The organism is Rahnella inusitata (assembly GCF_965118895.1).
GTDB classification, from domain to species: domain Bacteria; phylum Pseudomonadota; class Gammaproteobacteria; order Enterobacterales; family Enterobacteriaceae; genus Rahnella; species Rahnella inusitata_A.
The window spans coordinates 171,821-188,236 of sequence record NZ_CBCPJJ010000022.1; the positions used below are offsets into that span (position 1 = coordinate 171,821).

14 protein-coding genes are annotated in these 16,416 nt (G+C 54.3%); 8 read left to right on the forward strand and 6 right to left on the reverse strand.

Features of this window, described 5'->3' with window-relative positions; all coding sequences use genetic code 11:
* The first annotated feature begins 2 nt into the window (after positions 1-2).
* Genes ACMHLI_RS18720 through ACMHLI_RS18735 form a run of 4 tightly spaced genes read left to right on the forward strand, consistent with a single transcriptional unit; the run spans position 3 to position 3,872 of the window.
* The gene (locus ACMHLI_RS18720; protein ID WP_413530770.1) at positions 3-962 is read left to right on the forward strand and encodes an ABC transporter permease; all 960 of its coding nucleotides are present in this window, start codon (positions 3-5) and stop codon (positions 960-962) included.
* On the forward strand, positions 962-1,909 hold the full coding sequence (opp4C, locus tag ACMHLI_RS18725) for an oligopeptide ABC transporter permease (RefSeq protein WP_413530771.1): 948 nt from the start codon (positions 962-964) through the stop codon (positions 1,907-1,909). The genes ACMHLI_RS18720 and opp4C overlap by 1 nt, the downstream gene beginning before the upstream one ends.
* Complete coding sequence (locus ACMHLI_RS18730) at positions 1,906-2,910, forward strand: ABC transporter ATP-binding protein (RefSeq protein WP_413530772.1); 1,005 nt, start codon at positions 1,906-1,908, stop codon at positions 2,908-2,910. Before opp4C ends, ACMHLI_RS18730 begins: the two co-directional genes overlap by 4 nt.
* Entirely contained in the window at positions 2,907-3,872 is a 966-nt protein-coding gene (locus ACMHLI_RS18735) for an ABC transporter ATP-binding protein (protein ID WP_413530773.1), read from the forward strand. The genes ACMHLI_RS18730 and ACMHLI_RS18735 overlap by 4 nt, the downstream gene beginning before the upstream one ends.
* Positions 3,873-3,900: 28 nt before the next feature.
* Here ACMHLI_RS18735 and ACMHLI_RS18740 read toward each other — a convergent pair whose 3' ends face one another.
* Positions 3,901-4,872, reverse strand: coding sequence for a LysR family transcriptional regulator (locus tag ACMHLI_RS18740; RefSeq protein ID WP_413530774.1), 972 nt, complete (start codon positions 4,870-4,872; stop codon positions 3,901-3,903).
* A 111-nt stretch (positions 4,873-4,983) separates the two neighbouring features.
* On the opposite strand from ACMHLI_RS18740, the gene ACMHLI_RS18745 reads away from it, so the two are divergent.
* Complete coding sequence (locus ACMHLI_RS18745) at positions 4,984-5,856, forward strand: fumarylacetoacetate hydrolase family protein (protein WP_413530775.1); 873 nt, start codon at positions 4,984-4,986, stop codon at positions 5,854-5,856.
* 5 nt (positions 5,857-5,861) lie between these two features.
* On the opposite strand, the gene ACMHLI_RS18750 is transcribed toward ACMHLI_RS18745, so the two are convergent.
* Positions 5,862-7,250 carry a PTS transporter subunit EIIC gene (locus tag ACMHLI_RS18750; protein ID WP_413530828.1) on the reverse strand — a complete coding sequence of 463 codons (1,389 nt, stop codon included), beginning with the start codon at positions 7,248-7,250 and terminating at the stop codon, positions 5,862-5,864.
* 328 nt (positions 7,251-7,578) lie between these two features.
* Between ACMHLI_RS18750 and ACMHLI_RS18755 the strand changes: the two genes are divergently transcribed.
* Positions 7,579-8,778 (forward strand): enolase C-terminal domain-like protein, encoded by a 1,200-nt coding sequence (locus tag ACMHLI_RS18755; protein ID WP_413530776.1) that lies wholly within the window; start codon positions 7,579-7,581, stop codon positions 8,776-8,778.
* Here ACMHLI_RS18755 and ACMHLI_RS18760 read toward each other — a convergent pair.
* Entirely contained in the window at positions 8,775-9,485 is a 711-nt protein-coding gene (locus tag ACMHLI_RS18760; protein WP_413530777.1) for a GntR family transcriptional regulator, read from the reverse strand. The genes ACMHLI_RS18755 and ACMHLI_RS18760 overlap by 4 nt on opposite strands.
* A gap of 370 nt (positions 9,486-9,855) precedes the next feature.
* On the opposite strand from ACMHLI_RS18760, the gene ACMHLI_RS18765 reads away from it, so the two are divergent.
* Together ACMHLI_RS18765 and ACMHLI_RS18770 are read left to right on the forward strand one after the other, a co-directional pair.
* A complete protein-coding gene (locus ACMHLI_RS18765; RefSeq protein ID WP_413530778.1) occupies positions 9,856-10,839 on the forward strand; it encodes a DUF1852 domain-containing protein in 984 nt (327 codons plus the stop codon).
* 26 nt (positions 10,840-10,865) lie between these two features.
* Positions 10,866-11,897 (forward strand): methionine synthase, encoded by a 1,032-nt coding sequence (locus ACMHLI_RS18770; protein WP_413530779.1) that lies wholly within the window; start codon positions 10,866-10,868, stop codon positions 11,895-11,897.
* 229 nt (positions 11,898-12,126) lie between these two features.
* Here the strand turns inward: ACMHLI_RS18770 and ACMHLI_RS18775 are convergent, their stop codons facing one another.
* The 3 genes from ACMHLI_RS18775 to ACMHLI_RS18785 all read right to left on the reverse strand — a co-directional run bounded on the left by ACMHLI_RS18775 (position 12,127) and on the right by ACMHLI_RS18785 (position 16,413).
* Positions 12,127-13,056: a DMT family transporter gene (locus tag ACMHLI_RS18775; RefSeq protein ID WP_413530780.1), complete on the reverse strand. Its 930-nt coding sequence runs from the start codon at positions 13,054-13,056 to the stop codon at positions 12,127-12,129.
* 64 nt (positions 13,057-13,120) lie between these two features.
* Positions 13,121-14,905 (reverse strand): ABC transporter permease subunit, encoded by a 1,785-nt coding sequence (locus ACMHLI_RS18780; protein WP_413530781.1) that lies wholly within the window; start codon positions 14,903-14,905, stop codon positions 13,121-13,123.
* On the reverse strand, positions 14,905-16,413 hold the full coding sequence (locus tag ACMHLI_RS18785) for an ABC transporter substrate-binding protein (RefSeq protein ID WP_413530782.1): 1,509 nt from the start codon (positions 16,411-16,413) through the stop codon (positions 14,905-14,907). The genes ACMHLI_RS18780 and ACMHLI_RS18785 overlap by 1 nt, the downstream gene beginning before the upstream one ends.
* Positions 16,414-16,416: the final 3 nt, after the last annotated feature.

The following is a 16,416-nucleotide window of genomic DNA, read 5'->3' on the forward strand; positions in this document are numbered from 1 at the left end:
TCATGAGAAATTTCATTCTGCGTCGTTTGCTTCAAACCATTCCGATGTTGTTCCTCGCTTCATTGCTCATCTTTATGCTGTTTGCCAAAACGCCGGGCGATTTCATCGACGGAAATATTACCCTTACGGCACAACGCGCTGCCGAGTTGAAAGCGTTATACGGCCTCGATCAGCCTTTACTCAGCCGCTATTTGCGCTGGCTTAGGCATCTGTTACAGGGCGATCTCGGGTTCTCGCTGCAATATCAGATCCCCGTCAGCCAGCTTCTGAACCAGTACATCTGGAACTCCTTCCTGCTGGCGACTATCGCGATGGTTCTGTACTGGGGGATTGCACTGGCAGTTGGCATTGTCTCGGCGATGAAACCCTATTCTCTGTTTGATCATGTGGTCAGCGTGGTGATTTTCGCCGCAATGTCCTTTCCGACATTTTTCCTCTGTCTGCTGCTGATTAAATGGTTTGCGGTGGATTTGCACTGGCTGCCGGTCGGCGGAATGACTAACACCGGCAGCGATGCCACGGGCTGGGCCTGGGTGATGCAGGTGGCGGCGCATCTGGTGCTCCCGGTGGTTGCGCTGGTGATGTTGCAGGCGGGCAGCCTGACGCGCTATTTCCGCGCCAGTATGCTGGATGTCGTGCGTATGGATTTCATCCGCACCGCACGTGCCAAAGGGCTGCGTGAACGCACGGTCATTCTCAAACATGCGCTGCGCAATGCGCTGTTGCCGATCATCACGCTGCTGGGCTTCGAGCTGCCTGGGCTATTTTCCGGTGCGCTAATCACCGAGAAAGTCTTTAACTGGCCGGGAGCGGGGCACATTCATATTGATTCGCTGGCGGCGCGGGATTACCCGGTGCTGATGGGATTCACGCTCTTTCTGGCGGTATTAACCATTCTGGGCAATCTGATTGCCGATGTACTTTACGCGTGGGCTGACCCACGTATCCGTGTGAGGTCGTGATGTTCGGATCGCTATTTTCAACTCAACGCCGCCTGCGCGACGCACAAATCCCGGCGATGGCACAAGTGACACCGTCACCCTGGCATCAGGCGTGGAAGGCACTGCGCGAAAACCGGCTGGCGATGTTTTGCCTGATCTTACTTCTGGTGATGGCGGTCTGGTGCGTAGTGGGCCCTTACTTTTCGCCGTGGCGGGATGATGCCACTGATGCCCTGATGATTAATAAAGCCCCCAATGCGGAGCACTGGCTGGGGACGGATTTTCTCGGGCGTGACGTTTACACGCGTCTGCTGCTGGCGGGGCGCATCTCGCTGATCATTGGGCTGCTGACGATGTTGCTTTCGGTGTCACTCGGCTATCTGCTGGGCGCTGTGTCCGGCTATCTCGGCGGCGTGGCGGATAAAATCATTATGCGTTTTGCCGATCTGGTGATGACTATTCCGAGCCTGCCGTTACTGATTGTGATGGGCGCGATGCTGTCGGAACTGGATTTCTCGCCGGATTCACGGGTCTACATGGTGATTGTCATGCTTAGCTTGCTTGAGTGGCCGAAGCTGGCGCGTCTGGTTCGCGGCCAGATCCTGTCACTGCGCGAACGTGATTTTATGCTGGCAACGCAGGTGCTCGGCCTGTCATCGCGCCGTCGCTTGTTCGGCCATTTATTGCCGAATACGGTTCCGATTCTGGTGGTGATGGCCACGATGGCCGTCGCAAATGCCATCCTCAGCGAATCGGCGCTCAGCTATCTGGGTCTGGGTGTGGTGCCGCCGACGCCGTCGTGGGGAAATATGATGGACGCGGCCAATAGCCTGATCGACTTCCAGCGCCGTCCGTGGCTGTGGATGCCACCGGGTATCGCGATTTTCATCACCGTGGTAGCCATTAACGTACTGGGTGATGGCCTGCGTGATGCGCTCGATCCTAAAATGAAACGGAGCAAAAAATGACTCAGCCGTTGATCCGTTTCAATCAGCTTTCTCTCTCGTTTTCCAGCGATCAGGGGCGCGTGCGTGCGGTGCAGGACGTTACGTTCGACGTTAAGGCCGGGCAAATCGTCGGCATTGTTGGCGAATCTGGCTGCGGCAAAAGTGTCACCGCCATGTCGTTGATGGGGCTGTTACCGCCTCAGGCGGCGCGCATCGACGGCGGCGAAATCTTGTTTCAGGGGCGTGACCTGCTTAAATTGCGTCCGTCTCAAATGGCCGATTTACGCGGCAATCAGCTGGCGATGATCTTTCAGGAACCGATGACGGCGCTGAATCCGGTGCTGACGATTGGCGAACAGCTGGTCGAGCCGCTGATCCGCCATCGGGGTGAGTCACCGCGTTCGGCGTGGACGCTGGCGACGCAAATGATTACCGACGTCGGGCTGGCGCGCGCCGAAAGCCTGATGAAGAGTTATCCGCATCAGCTATCCGGCGGTATGTTGCAGCGCATCATGATAGCGATGGCGCTGAGCTGCAAACCGCAGCTGCTCATCGCTGACGAACCGACGACCGCGCTGGACGTCACCGTGCAGGCGCAGATCCTGCGTTTATTGCGCGAACAGGCACAGCGCCATCATATGGCGCTGATGCTGATCACCCATGATTTAGGTGTGATCGCGCAGATGGCCGACCACGTGGTGGTGATGTACGCCGGTAAAATCGTTGAGCAGGGCGCGACGGCTGAAGTGCTGCGTAACCCGTTGCATCCGTACACGCAGGGGCTGATTGCCTCCAGGCCGACGCCAGGCGAACGTCGCCGCCGGTTATATTCCATCCCCGGTCAGGTGCCTGATTTGGCCGCACTGCCGCCGTACTGCGCGTTCACCGATCGCTGTGACCGTGCGACAGACCGCTGCCGTCAGGGCATTCCGCCGCTGGAAGGACAGACGCGTCAGGCCGCGTGTTTTTACAGCGGACTGAGTCCGGCGAATAAAATGAAAAGCAGGGAGTTGCAGCCATGAGTGTGGAATATCTGATTCAAGTCGAGGGTCTGAAAAAACATTTTCCGATCCGCGATGGCCTCTTCGGGCAGAAAACCGGCCAGCTACGCGCGGTGGATGGCGTCAGCTTTAACATCCGCAAAGGCACGATCTTCGGCCTGGTGGGAGAATCCGGCAGTGGCAAAACCACCGTCGGGCGCACGTTGCTTGGCCTGTATGACAAAACGGCGGGCAGCGTGAGGTTTCGCGGCGAAGATCTGCAGCTGCTGAAACCCAAACAGCTGAAAGCGCTGCGGCCAAAAATCCAGCTGGTATTTCAGGATCCGTACAGTTCGCTGAACCCGCGGATCCGTATCGGTGATGCCATTGGCGAAGCCATGCTGGAACACAAGCTGTGTACGCGCGCGGCACTGCGCGACAAAGTGCTGGAGGTGATGAAGATCTGCGGTTTGTCGCCGCTGCATTACAATCGCTTTCCGCATGAGTTTTCTGGAGGTCAGCGCCAGCGTATCGGCATTGCGCGCGCGCTGATCCTGCAACCGGAATTTATTATTGCCGATGAACCCATTTCTGCGCTGGATGTGTCGATCCAGGCACAGATCATTAATCTGTTCTCGGATTTACGTGACGATCACGGTGTAACCTTTTTGTTCATCTCCCACGATCTGGGCGTGGTTGAGCATCTTTGTGATGATGTGGCGGTGATGTATCTCGGCCAGTTGGTGGAAACCGCCAGCCGTGACGCGCTGTTTCGCCAGCCTTTACATCCATACACGCAGGCGCTGCTGGCCGCGGTGCCGACCCTTGATCCTGACAGCGAACCGGCGGCAATGGTCAGCGGTGAAATTCCGGATCCCTCCAGACCGCCTGATGGATGCCGTTTTCACACCCGCTGTCCGCTGGCAACCGCACGCTGCCGTGCGGAAATTCCGGTGCTGCGTGAAGTTGAAAGCGGCCACCGCGTGGCCTGCCATCTGGTCTGATTCATTTTACCCCGCGCCGGTGAGGAGGTTATTCCTCCAATACCCGGCGGCTTTCCATCTGCATTTTCTTGCCGACGGCTTTAGTCACTTCGATCACTTTCTGCGTGGCGGGTGATAGAAATGCTCCTTCCAGCCACGTGATCCCTACGCGGCGCTCCATCACCAGCTGATCGTTATCGATGCGGATCAGACGCGAAATAAACTCTTCTTCCGCCAGAATATTTTCAGAGAGAAAACTCAGCAATCCGCTTTTGGCGATCAAACCGGGAACGGACGCCAGCGAGCTGATTTCTACTTTGACGTCCGGCGGCGGGCAGTGGTTCTCGTAAAAGATCCCGTCCAGCCACTGGCGCATCGATACGGTTTTAGCCGGTAAGATCCAGCCAAAGCGGCTGAGTTCGCGCAAAGACGTGGGTTTGCCGGCCAGCGGATGGTCACTGGAGGCGCAGACCACCACGCGGTCGGCGGTGACCGGAATCTGTACGACCGGGCTTTCGTAATTCACCAGCGGGCCAATAATAATATCTATCGCGTGGCGTTCCAGCAGGGTGAACAGTACGTCGTTCATGCCGATCTGAATTTCCAGCTTCATGTTCGGCACCTGCGACTGCAACATTTTGCAGATTTCCGGTAACAGGAACTGGGTAGACGAACCCGAAATACCCACGCGCACAATACCGCCCGCGCCGCTGCTTAGTTCGTTCATCACTTCGGTGATTTCATGATACGAACTTTGCAGCGCCAGACCGCGCTGATAAAGAATGCGACCCGCCTCGGTGAGCTCCAGCCCGCGACCTGCCCGTTTGAACAGTTTTATGCTGAGTTCTTTCTCCAGACGGGTGATAGATTTGGAAAGCGCGGGCTGAGTTATATTTAAATTTTGTGACGCAAGTCTCAAATTCATTATCTGCGCAGCCGTCACAAAGTAGTCCAGGTCTCTGTTATTTATCATGTATTCCTGAAATTCATCGGTTTGGTAAAAAAATATAGTAGAAGGCATGAGAGGCAGGGTCAATAATCTCGCGATCTTCGAGACCGCAGGCCATGTGTGGCCCTTTTTTGCGGCAAAGAATCCGCCTGTTTTAAGTAAAATAAGAATCTGAGTGCATCTATGAAAATTGTTAATTTCGTCATCAATAAAGAACACACAAAAAGTTTTGGCATCCTTAACGCTGACGGCATCGTCGACGTTGGCCTCCGCTCCGGATGCCGGGATATTAACGAATTCATGGCGCATCATCCGCTCGACTCATTGCAAGGCTACGTCGCACTGTCTGCCGATCTCCAGTTGAACGACATAAGTTTTCTGCCGGTCATTGACCGTCCAGGCAAAATCTTCGGCGTGGGCATGAACTACGCAGAAAAGCGTAAAGAATTTAACGAAACGAATCCGGCGCCAACGTTGTTTATCCGCTTTGCGGATTCTCAGGTAGGGCACAACGACATCGTGATTAAACCGGCATCGACGAATGAGTTTGATTACGAAGGCGAGCTGGCGATTATTATCGGGCGCACAGGCCGCAACATTTCAGCGGAAGATGCGCTTGATCATATCGCGGGCTACAGCTGTTATATGGATGGCTCGGTGCGTGACTGGCAGCATAAATGGTACACCGCCGGGAAAAACTGGCCGTCCACCGGCGCGTTTGGCCCGTGGCTGGTGACTGCGGATGAAGTGGGTGACCCGCAGAATCTGAAAATTAAAACCTGGCTGAATAACCGTCTGGTGCAGGACGACACCACCGCCAACATGATCCACACCATTCCGCAGATCATCGCTTATATCAGCACTTTTACTCAGCTTTCACCGGGCGATGTGATCATGACCGGTTCACCTGGAGGCGTAGGTAAAACCCGCGTTCCTCCGCTCTTCCTGCATCAGGATGACGTCATCGAAGTGGAAATTGAAAACATTGGCCGTCTGACCAACCGTATTCAGGATTCGGCGCTGACTGAGGTTATTCCGTCCCAGACAGCGGCCTGAACACATTAACGTATTTGATTTACCAGAGGCGCCGTCTGTTCGGTGCCTTTTCCTTTTACTACCATCAGATACGTCAGCGTAAATGACAGCCCCAGAGACAGCGTCACGCCCATCAGAACATAGATAAAGTACGGGCCAATGTAGGCGGGCAGGCTGAAAATGCTCGACAGAATATAGCCGTACAATCTCACCCCGAAGAACGCGATGAACGCCGACGCCACCGAGCTGCTGATGGTCGTCGCGATAAACGCTTTTTTGTAGCGCGTCAGTACGCCAAACAGCGCCGGTTCGGTGATCCCCAACAGCCCTGAAATCGCCGCCGAAAGTACCACGGATTTCTGTTCGCGAGTTTTGACGTGGAAGTAAATCGCAAAGGTTGAACCGGCAATCGCCATGTTGGCCATAAACATCATTGGCATCAGCATGTCCCAGCCCTGATCGGTGAAGTTTTGCAGCGCGATCGGCGTCATAGCGTGATGCATCCCGGTGAGGATCGCCACCGGCCGGATCGCCCCGACGATAAAGCCCGCAAACACGGCCGAAACGTCAAATAATCCCTGGATCCCGTACGCCAGCAGTTTACCGAGGTAAATCCCTGCCGGGCCGATAACCGTGAGTGAAACCAGCGCGGCAATAAACAACGTCAGGGTAGGTGTGAAAACGGTTTTCAGCACGTCCGGCATGATTTTATCCACCCAACGGTGGATGTAACTCAGCGCCAGTACCGAGAAAATTACCGGGATCACGCTGGCCGAATAGTTGAAGACCGAAACCGGCAGCACATCCATAAAATACAGCGCGGTCGGTGCGCCGGCGGTATGGCTGGCCAGCGCTTTGGCGGCGTCGATGAGCGTCGGGTACATCAGGCAGGCGGCAACCGCGGCGGCGAGATATTCGTTGGTCTTGAAAATCCTTGCGGCAGAGACTGCCAGAAAGAAGGGCAGGAAGTAGAAAACACCGCTGGCGATCAAATCAATGATCATCACCGTTTCGCTTTTTCCCGAAATGATTTTCAGCGCAATCAATCCGGCAAGTAACCCCTTGATCATCCCCGCACCTGCGATGGCCGGAACGATCGGCCCGAACACGCCGGAGACTGTGTCCATAAACAGCGAGACCAGGCTTTTGCGTCCTTTTGTGGAAACATTTCCTGTTGCTCCGGCGACCGGTTCCAGCTGTGACACGATAGCTTCGTACCACACATTGACCTTTGGGCCGATGATAATCTGTACCTGGCTGCTTTGGCTTTGTGCACCTAAAACGCCCGGCAGATTTTTAATCTCTTCCCACGCGACTTTATTTTCATCGGCTAAATCAAAACGCAGGCGCGTCATGCAATGCCAGACTTTATTTATATTTTCTGCACCGCCAACCAGTTTAATGACTGACTGCATTGTTTCTTTATTCACCCTGGAACTCCGTGACGAAAGGTTTTGTCAGATGGGAATGAAGTGTAATGACGCCCGTTTTTAAAAACAAACCAATAAAACCCGATCTCCATCACATAACATTACTGCAAAGCCACACTATCAGCGAGAAAAGTAAAATTGGTACGGTTTTAATGCGTTATTGGTGTCGCTTTCAGACCAAAATAAATTCATTAATTTAAGGTTTACAAGCAGGATGAAAATACGTTGAAATAACCTCAATACGAATATTCCTTTGCCATTTTCTTCTGCTGGCAAGTCAGACTTTCATCATGAAAAGTATTAAGGATTTCTCATGCAGCCTGTGCTGATTACTAATATTGAATGCCAGATTACGCGCCCGGATCGCCATAATTTAGTGGTGGTGAGAATTGAAACCGACGGCGGTGTTTTCGGGCTGGGCTGCGCGACGTTCCAGCAGCGCCCTCTTGCGGTCAAACTTATGGTCGATGAATATCTTAAGCCGTTGCTGGTTGGGCGCGATGCGAATCATATCGAAGATTTGTGGCAGATGATGATGGTCAACGCTTACTGGCGCAACGGCCCGGTAATTAACAACGCTATCGCAGGCATTGACATGGCGCTGTGGGATATTAAAGGCAAACTGGCGAATATGCCGTTGTATCATCTGTTTGGCGGTAAATCGAAAGATGCGGTGACCGCCTACAGCCACGCGGCCGGGGAAACGCTGGAAGAACTCTATGGGAAAGTGGACAGTCTTCTGGCCGAAGGTTACCGTCACATCCGCTGCCAGCTGGGCTTTTACGGCGGTAATGCACGTGATTTCCACAGCACGCGTGAACCGTCGGCAGGCGCGTATTACGACCAGGATCAATACATAGATAACACGCTGGCGATGTTCAAAGCGCTGCGTGAGAAATATGGCAATCAGTTCCACATTCTGCACGATGTTCACGAACGATTGTTCCCGCAGCAGGCGGTGCAGTTCGCCAAAGCCGTCGAGCAATATCGCCCTTACTTTATCGAAGATATTCTGCCGCCGGATCAAAACGAATGGCTGGCGCAGATCCGCAACCAGACCGCTGTTCCGCTGGCGACCGGCGAGCTGTTTAACAATCCGGCCGAGTGGAGAGATCTGATTATCAACCGCCGGATCGATTTCATCCGCTGCCACGTTTCGCAAATCGGCGGCATCACCCCGGCGCTGAAACTGGCGCATTTCTGCCAGAGTTTCGGCGTACGGCTGGCGTGGCATTGCCCGCCGGACATGACGCCCATCGGCGCTGCGGTGAATACGCATCTGAACGTCCATCTGCATAATGCTGCGATCCAGGAGTTTGTGGCCTATCCGGCGAATACGCAGCAGGTCTTCCCCGGCGCGCAGGCACCGGAGAACGGCTATTTTTATCCGAGTGAAGAGGTAGGGATCGGAGTAGGTTTTGACCAGTCGGCAGCGGATGAGTTTCCGGTGGTCTATCGCCCGCATGAATGGACGCAAAGCCGCCTGCCGAACGGCGTGATCCACACGCCTTAAGTCTGGCGGAAGGCCAGATTGTCCTGATTAAACGGGATGACGTAAGTGCAGGAATAATCGATATCTACGATATCGCTGAACGCATACACCCGTCCGCCCTGCAAAATGCCTCTGTTGGTAATGTGCATGGCGGCGATGCCTTTTTTGCAACCGAGCGTTTGCGCCTGCTCTTTACTGACCGTCACCGCCTGATAGCGGGTGAGGGAATGCGAAATCGCATAGCCTTTGCTCAGTACGTATTGCTGGATAGAATGCTCAATCGTTGTCTGATTCAGATCGGCAAACCCCTCTGCTGGCATGCGTGAGTATTCGATCTGCACATTGCGCTGATTAATGCGGCGCAAGCGGGTGAATGCCCAGATAAAATCGTCGCGGGTTAATCCGAAGACCTGCTGCTCTTCTTTGTCCGGCCGCCGTTTGTGCAGCTCGAGCATTTTGAAACTGATATCGGTGAATTTCTTTTCAGTGATCGAGTTGTATACCAGCGGATTACTGCTGACGCCCGGATTAATGTAAATCCCCGAGCCCTGTACGATCCGCACCGCCCCGATGCTCACCATTTTTTCCAGCGCCTTACGCACGGTGAAACGCGAAACCCCATACTCTTCTGCCAGCTGGCGTTCCGGCGGTAATTTTTCAGGGAGTGATCCGCTGTGCTGATAAATCTTGCTCAGCAGATCCTGAGCGATAAATTCACTTTTTTTCATCGGCGCTTCTGTGAAAACGGGCAAAAGAGTATTTGAACATGGGGGAGCGGGGAGGGCAAATCGCGGTTTTATCCCTTTTAGGGATTAAGAGCATCATCAATCCTCTTATTCATTGCTTTACTACAGGTGTTCAGTGAGTCACGCTGAACATCTCCCTGCCGCTATCCTGATCCTATACCCGATCATGAATATCGTTCATGTTCAGTGAAATTAAATCACTTTTCCTCAATCAACGACTCAGGCATAAATTGTACATCGTCGTTAACCTAATAAAACATGAAGACTGCTAAAAAACCAAAAAAACGGGGAAGCCCTGAAAAGCAACCAATAAAATCAGGTTTTATATCAGAAGTCGGGAAGTCAAATTACAATGAATAAAGAATTTACTTTTACTCTTAAGAGCATTCGTTTCGACGAAAATTATAACCCCTCGGAAAGTACGCGTATTACAACCAACTTTGCCAATCTGGCAAGGGGTGAGAAGCGCCAGGAAAACTTGCGTAACACCCTGGTGATGATTGATAACCGCTTCAATTCCCTGGCACATTGGGATAATCCGAAGGGTGATCGTTATTCAGTCGAACTGGAAATCATTACTGTTCAGTTGAATATTCACATTGAAGGAAAGGCCGATTCCTTCCCGGTGATTGAAATATTGAAAACCAATATTGTTGATAAGAAAACCAACGAACGCTTTGACGGCATTGTGGGAAATAACTTTTCCTCTTATGTACGAGATTTTGATTTTAGCGTATTACTGCCAGAGCACAATAAAAAACAAACTGAATTTAGCCTGCCGGACAATTTTGGCGAATTCCACGGTAATATATTCAAATGCTTCCTAAACTCAGATGTTTATAAAGACAATTTCAATAAAACACCGGTCATTTGTCTGAGTGTTTCAAGTAAAAACACCTATTATCGTACGGGCAATGAACATCCGGTATTGGGTATTGAATATCAGCAGGATGAACTTTCCCTGACTGATGAGTATTTCTCAAAAATGGGATTACGTGCCCGTTATTTCATGCCTGAAAATAGCGTCGCGCCTCTGGCTTTTTATTTTTCTGGCGACTTACTCAGTGATTACACTAATCTTGAGCTGATAAGTACCATCAGCACGATGGAGACTTTCCAAAAGATTTACCGACCTGAGATTTATAATGCTAATTCAGCAGCAGGAAAAGAGTATCAGCCAAGCCTGAATTTCCAGGATTATTCTTTAACGCGAATTGTTTATGATCGAGAGGAACGTAGCCAATTAGCTATTGAGCAGGGGAGGTTTACTGAGGAAAACTTCATCAAACCATACCAACGTGTTCTTGAACAGTGGACTGCTAATTCCGTTCTTTGATTAACAAAATTACAAGGTCATCCATAATGAAAAAGTTATTACCTACGTCGACGGCTGGCAGCTTACCTAAGCCTTCCTGGCTTGCGCAACCTGAAGTACTTTGGTCACCCTGGAAATTGCAAGATCAGGAATTAATTGACGGCAAAAAAGATGCCCTGCGTTTGTGCCTGGAAGATCAACAACAAGCCGGTATTGATATTGTCAGTGATGGCGAGCAAACGCGTCAGCATTTTGTCACTACGTTTATTGAGAATCTCAACGGCGTTGATTTCGAAAAACGTGAGACGGTTAAAATTCGTAATCGCTATGAAGCCAGTGTACCGACAGTCATTGGCCCGGTAAGTCGCCAAAAATCCGTTTTTGTTGAAGATGCCAAATTTTTACGCCAGCAAACCCGTCAACCTATTAAATGGGCTCTGCCAGGGCCGATGACGATGATTGATACGCTGTATGATAATCATTATAAAAGCCGCGAAAAGCTGGCCTGGGAATTTGCTAAAATTCTCAACGAAGAAGCCAAAGAATTAGAGGCCGTGGGTGTCGATATTATCCAGTTTGATGAGCCCGCATTTAATGTTTTCTTCGATGAGGTGAATGATTGGGGGATTGCCACGTTAGAGAGAGCCATTGAAGGGCTTAAATGTGAAACTGCGGTACACATTTGCTACGGCTATGGCATCAAAGCCAATACAGATTGGAAAAAAACGCTCGGGACAGAGTGGAGACAATACGAAGAGATTTTTCCAAAACTGCAAAAATCGAATATCGATATTATTTCACTGGAATGTCAAAACTCTCATGTTCCGATAGAGCTTCTGGAGCTTATTCGCGGGAAAAAGGTGATGGTGGGCGCCATTGACGTGGCGACTAATACCATCGAAACCCCAGAAGAAGTCGCGGCGACGCTTCGAAAAGCCCTGCAGTTTGTCGATGCCGACAAGCTCTATCCTTGCACCAACTGCGGGATGATCCCATTACCTCGTTCAGTTGCAAGAGGCAAGCTTGATGCGTTAAGCGCAGGGGCAGAAATCGTGCGAAAAGAACTCCTGGCTAAATAACTTCGCCAAAAGCGTTCACTAAACGAGAGTTCTGTCCGGGTTGAGCGACCAGACCGGTCGCCAACTATCCCCGGTTGAGCGATGAAAGATTTATAGAGATTCCATAATTTCCGCCAGCACATCCGCCGGTCTTTCTAGTAGCGCCAGATGCGTTCTGGCGTTCTTCAAACGTTTCACCTTAAAAATTCATGCGTCATTACGATGCGTTAATCGCTCTGCTCCTTCCGGCTCACCCGCGTCGCTTCGCCACCCACTGCTTCAACACGCTTTCGGCGCTGACCGTCAAAATGCCGAGCATAATAAGCAGGGCACCGATAATGAAATTCACCTTCAGTGGTTCGTGCAGGAAAACAACACCGGCGATAATGCCGAACACCGGTGTCATAAATGACAGGATCCCCAGTCTTGAGGCGTGATATCGGCGCATCAGGCTAAACCAGGCAAGATAGCTGGCGAAGGTAACGACCACGCTCTGAAACACCATGCTGGTGACCGACACCGGCGTGAGATGAAAGTGGGTCTGGCCAGTCAGCACCGCCAGCCCGCCGAGCAGCACGAAAGCGCCTGCCAGCTGATAGAACAGTGTCATGGTCGCGCTGCCTGAGGAAAGTTTACTGCGGCGCACCACAAGAGTAGTCATACCCCAGAATGCTCCGGCAAGCAGCCCGAAGAAATCGCCGAGCAGCATGTTGCTGGCCTGCGGTGAATTCGTGGCGTGACTGCCAAACAGAAACGCTACAATCACGCCAATGAACGTTACGCCCACGCCTGACCATTGCAGCCCGCTCAGCCTTTCTTCCGGTACCAGAAAATGCAGCCCCAGTGCGGCAAAGATTGGCGCGGTATACAGGAATACGGCCATGTGCGCCGCCGTGGTGAACCGCAGGCCTTCGGCGACAAACATAAACTCGATGGAAAACAGCAGGCCGACCAGCAAACCGGGGCCGATATTTTCGGCGCTGAAAGGAATTTTACGCTGGCGCACCAGCAACAAAATCAGTACCGCCAGTCCGGCGATGCCGGAGCGCAGCGCGACCTGCAATAACGGCGTGATGTCAGCGGCGGCACTTTTGATAGCCACCTGCTGCACGCCCCAGATTACACACAACACCACCATTACACTGCTGGCGAAGCCGTCCAGCGGTTTACGCGCATCCATTTCCTGTCACCCGTTAAAAAATCGAGCCGACAGCTTAGCGCGATTTAGCGATTCAGATAACGGTTCAATGTGCGGCGGCGGATTTTTTCCCTCTCAGGCTGCTCAGCGTGACCGCCATGACCGATAACACGCCCAGCGCGACGGCAGGAGCCAAGACGCTCCATCCGGCGCGTTCGATATAGGGCATCCCTTCAGCCAGAACGCGCCCCCATTCCGGCACAGGCGGCGGTGCGCCCAGCCCCAGAAAGCCGAGTGATGCCAGCGCCAGAGCGATGCCCGGCAGGCGTAACATGGCGTGGCGCAGTAAGGGGCCGGAGAGGGCAGGCAGCACATAAAATACCGTGCGGCGTAACGTCCCCGTGCCCACCACCGGCAGCATTTTCATATAAGGACGCGCCTGAATTTCTGCCACCAGCGCGGCGGTATGCGCGGCGAGCGGGGCCCAGCTGACGGCCGTAACTGCGATAATCGCACCGGTCGCGGTCGGGCCGCTGACCGCAGCGACCACTAATCCGGCGATCACCGGCGGTAGCGCGTTGGTCACTTCGATAGGACCGGTCATCGCCCGCGGGAAAGCACCGACGGCCATGCCAATAACCAGACACATTAACGATACGGCCAGCGCCTGTAAGCAGGTATTGAGCGTGCCGTGCGCGACGCGGGCAAGAAGGTCACGCCCCATCGCATCCGCCCCGAAAGGCAGCGCCAGCGACGGCGGCTGTAAACGCAGATACCCGGACGTCAGCGGGTCGCGCGGTAAACCGGCAATCACCATCGCCACCAGAATTGCCAGACACAGCAAAGGGATCCACGCCCGTTGTTTATGCGCTGGCGCGGCCTGCACCGGAACCGGCACAGCGCCGAGCGACAGCGCACGTCCAAGCAACAACCGTCGTGCGCCGCCTGCCAGCATGCCGGTGACGGACGCCAGCAGCAGCAGGATCAACACGCCGGTCTGCAACGCCGGTAAGTCACCGGCTGCGGCTGCGCCGAGCGTAGCGCGACCAAGACCGGGGATGGCGAACACTTTTTCTACCGCGACAGCACCACCTGTCAGCGCCACCAGCACCAGACCGGTTAACGGCATCACGCCCGGCAGTGCGCGCATGATGACCGCCAGCGCCGTGTGGCGGCGTTTGATGCCGAGCACGCTCCACGTCGTCAGCCAGCTTTCGTTAAACGTGCCGGTCAGTGCATCGGAATAAATACGTCCGAGGTAGCCGCCCGCAGGCAAACCCAGCGCCAGCGAGGGCAGCACGGCGTAATGCCAGCCGAGCCAGCCGTAGGGTGGAAAAAGCGACAGCCAGACCGCACCGACGATCAGCAACAGTGAAGCCAGTAAAAACTCTGGCAGCGCAGTCAGCAGCGCCGCCAGAAAACCCGCCGGACGCGGCGTACCGCCCTGCAATCCACGCTTAAGCGTTCCCGCACAGAGCAACAATGCAATGATCATCGCCACCAGCGCCGACGACGCCATCAGCGTCAGTGAAACTCCGGTTGCCCGTAACATGCCAGGCAACACTGGCATTCCCGATACCCACGATATCCCGGCATCACCGCGTAACAGACCGCTGAGCCAGTGTACAAGCGCGTGCCACGGCCCCTGATCCAGCCCGAGCGAGAGGCGGATCGCGTTCAGTGTCTCCGCCGTTGCTTCCTGATCGCCGGAGCGGGCACGAAGCAAAGACAGCGCCGGATCGGTGCCGGAAAGCCATGGCAGCAGGCCGATCAGCACCACAATCGCGGCCAGCGTCAGCAGGCGGGAGAGCAGTGGCAACAACGTCTTCGGCTGGCTCTGACGAAAACGGCTGACCCCCGCGCAGGTGCGGCAATACAGGGACTCACTCATCAGTCGGTCTCTTCCACGCGCTGTGTTGCGGCATTGATCAGCGTGCGTTCACGCGGATCACGCACGGCATCGCGCACATTAGCGGCTTCACCCTGAATGACGCGCTCGTGCAACATAGGAATGGCGGCATCGGTGGCGAGGATCAGGTTTTCAGCCTGCATAATGGCTTTGCGCCGTTCAACGCCGGCCGGAATGACCGACGCACGTTGCAGCGCCTGATCGATTTCCGGGCGGCAAAGCTGGGCGATGTTAAATGAGCCTTTACAGGAAAAATCGCTGTACAAATACGCTACCGGATCGCCGGAATCGAGCACTGTGGCGCGGGACAGAATAAAGGCGTCGAATTTACCCGCCAGCGCATCGGTCTCGATTTGTGAATATTCGCGCACCACCTGTTTGACGTTAAAACCGGCGGCGGTCAGCTGCTGCGCCAGATACACCGCCACTTCCGGCAGTTCGGCACGGTCGCTGAAGGTCGCCAGCGTGATGGTTTCACCCGCCGGTTTACGCGCGGTCACCGGCGCGCTCACCGGTTGTCGCAGCTGCGCCGCCCAGGGTAACGCCGGGCCGAGCAATCCCTGCGCCACGTCGGCGCGTTTTTCGTAGATGTTATCCACCAGCTGCTGACGGTTTATCGCATCACGTACGGCGGCACGCAGCGACGGATCCTGCATCACGCCAGACTTCGTATTCAGATACAGCGTATTGGTGCGTGGCATCGGCACTTCGTGGATTAAGCGTTGATCGAGCAACGGCGCCTGCGAAACCGGAATGGCTTCGACAATATCCGCCGTGCCGGTACGCAGAGCTGCGCCACGGGCGGTACCGTCCGGCACAAAACTGACGTCGATGCCGCTGGCTTTGGCGCTTTCACCCCAGTAGCCATCGAAACGTTCGAGGCGCGCGCTGCTGGTGCCGTTGACCTGCACCAGTTCGAACGGGCCGGAGCCGGTATGACGCGGATCTACCACGCCGCTGGCGCTGTAGGCTTTTTGTGATAACACCGCCAGCTGCGGGCTGGATAAACGCTGTGGCAGCAGCGGATCCGGCTGTGCCGTGGTGACGATCACCGCCCGTTCGCCGTCGGCAGCGGCGGTCAGTTGCACGCCATCCAGAATGCGAGGTTTGGGTGCCGCGTGCGCTGCAACGGTCAGCGCGTTCACGACAGTGGCCGCATCCAGCGCGGTGCCGTCGTGAAATTTAACATCAGGGCGCAGTTCGAACCGCCAACTGTTTTCACCGGTCTGCTGCCATTTTGTCGCCAGCGCCGGTTGCGCTTCACCGAGTTTATCGAGAACGACCAGCGTTTCTGCCGTACTCCAGCGCGAAAGTTTGAACGCATCATCGCTGAGCGGCGTCAGGCCTGATCGCGGCGGTTGTAACATCGCCAGACGCAGGCGCGCATCCCCGCTGTTTTTGGGGGTTTTATCGGCCTCGTTGAAGCAACCGGTCAGTAAAAGTGCAGCAGAAAGCAGCCCGGCCAGCGGGCTTATGCGTAACGGTGACATCAG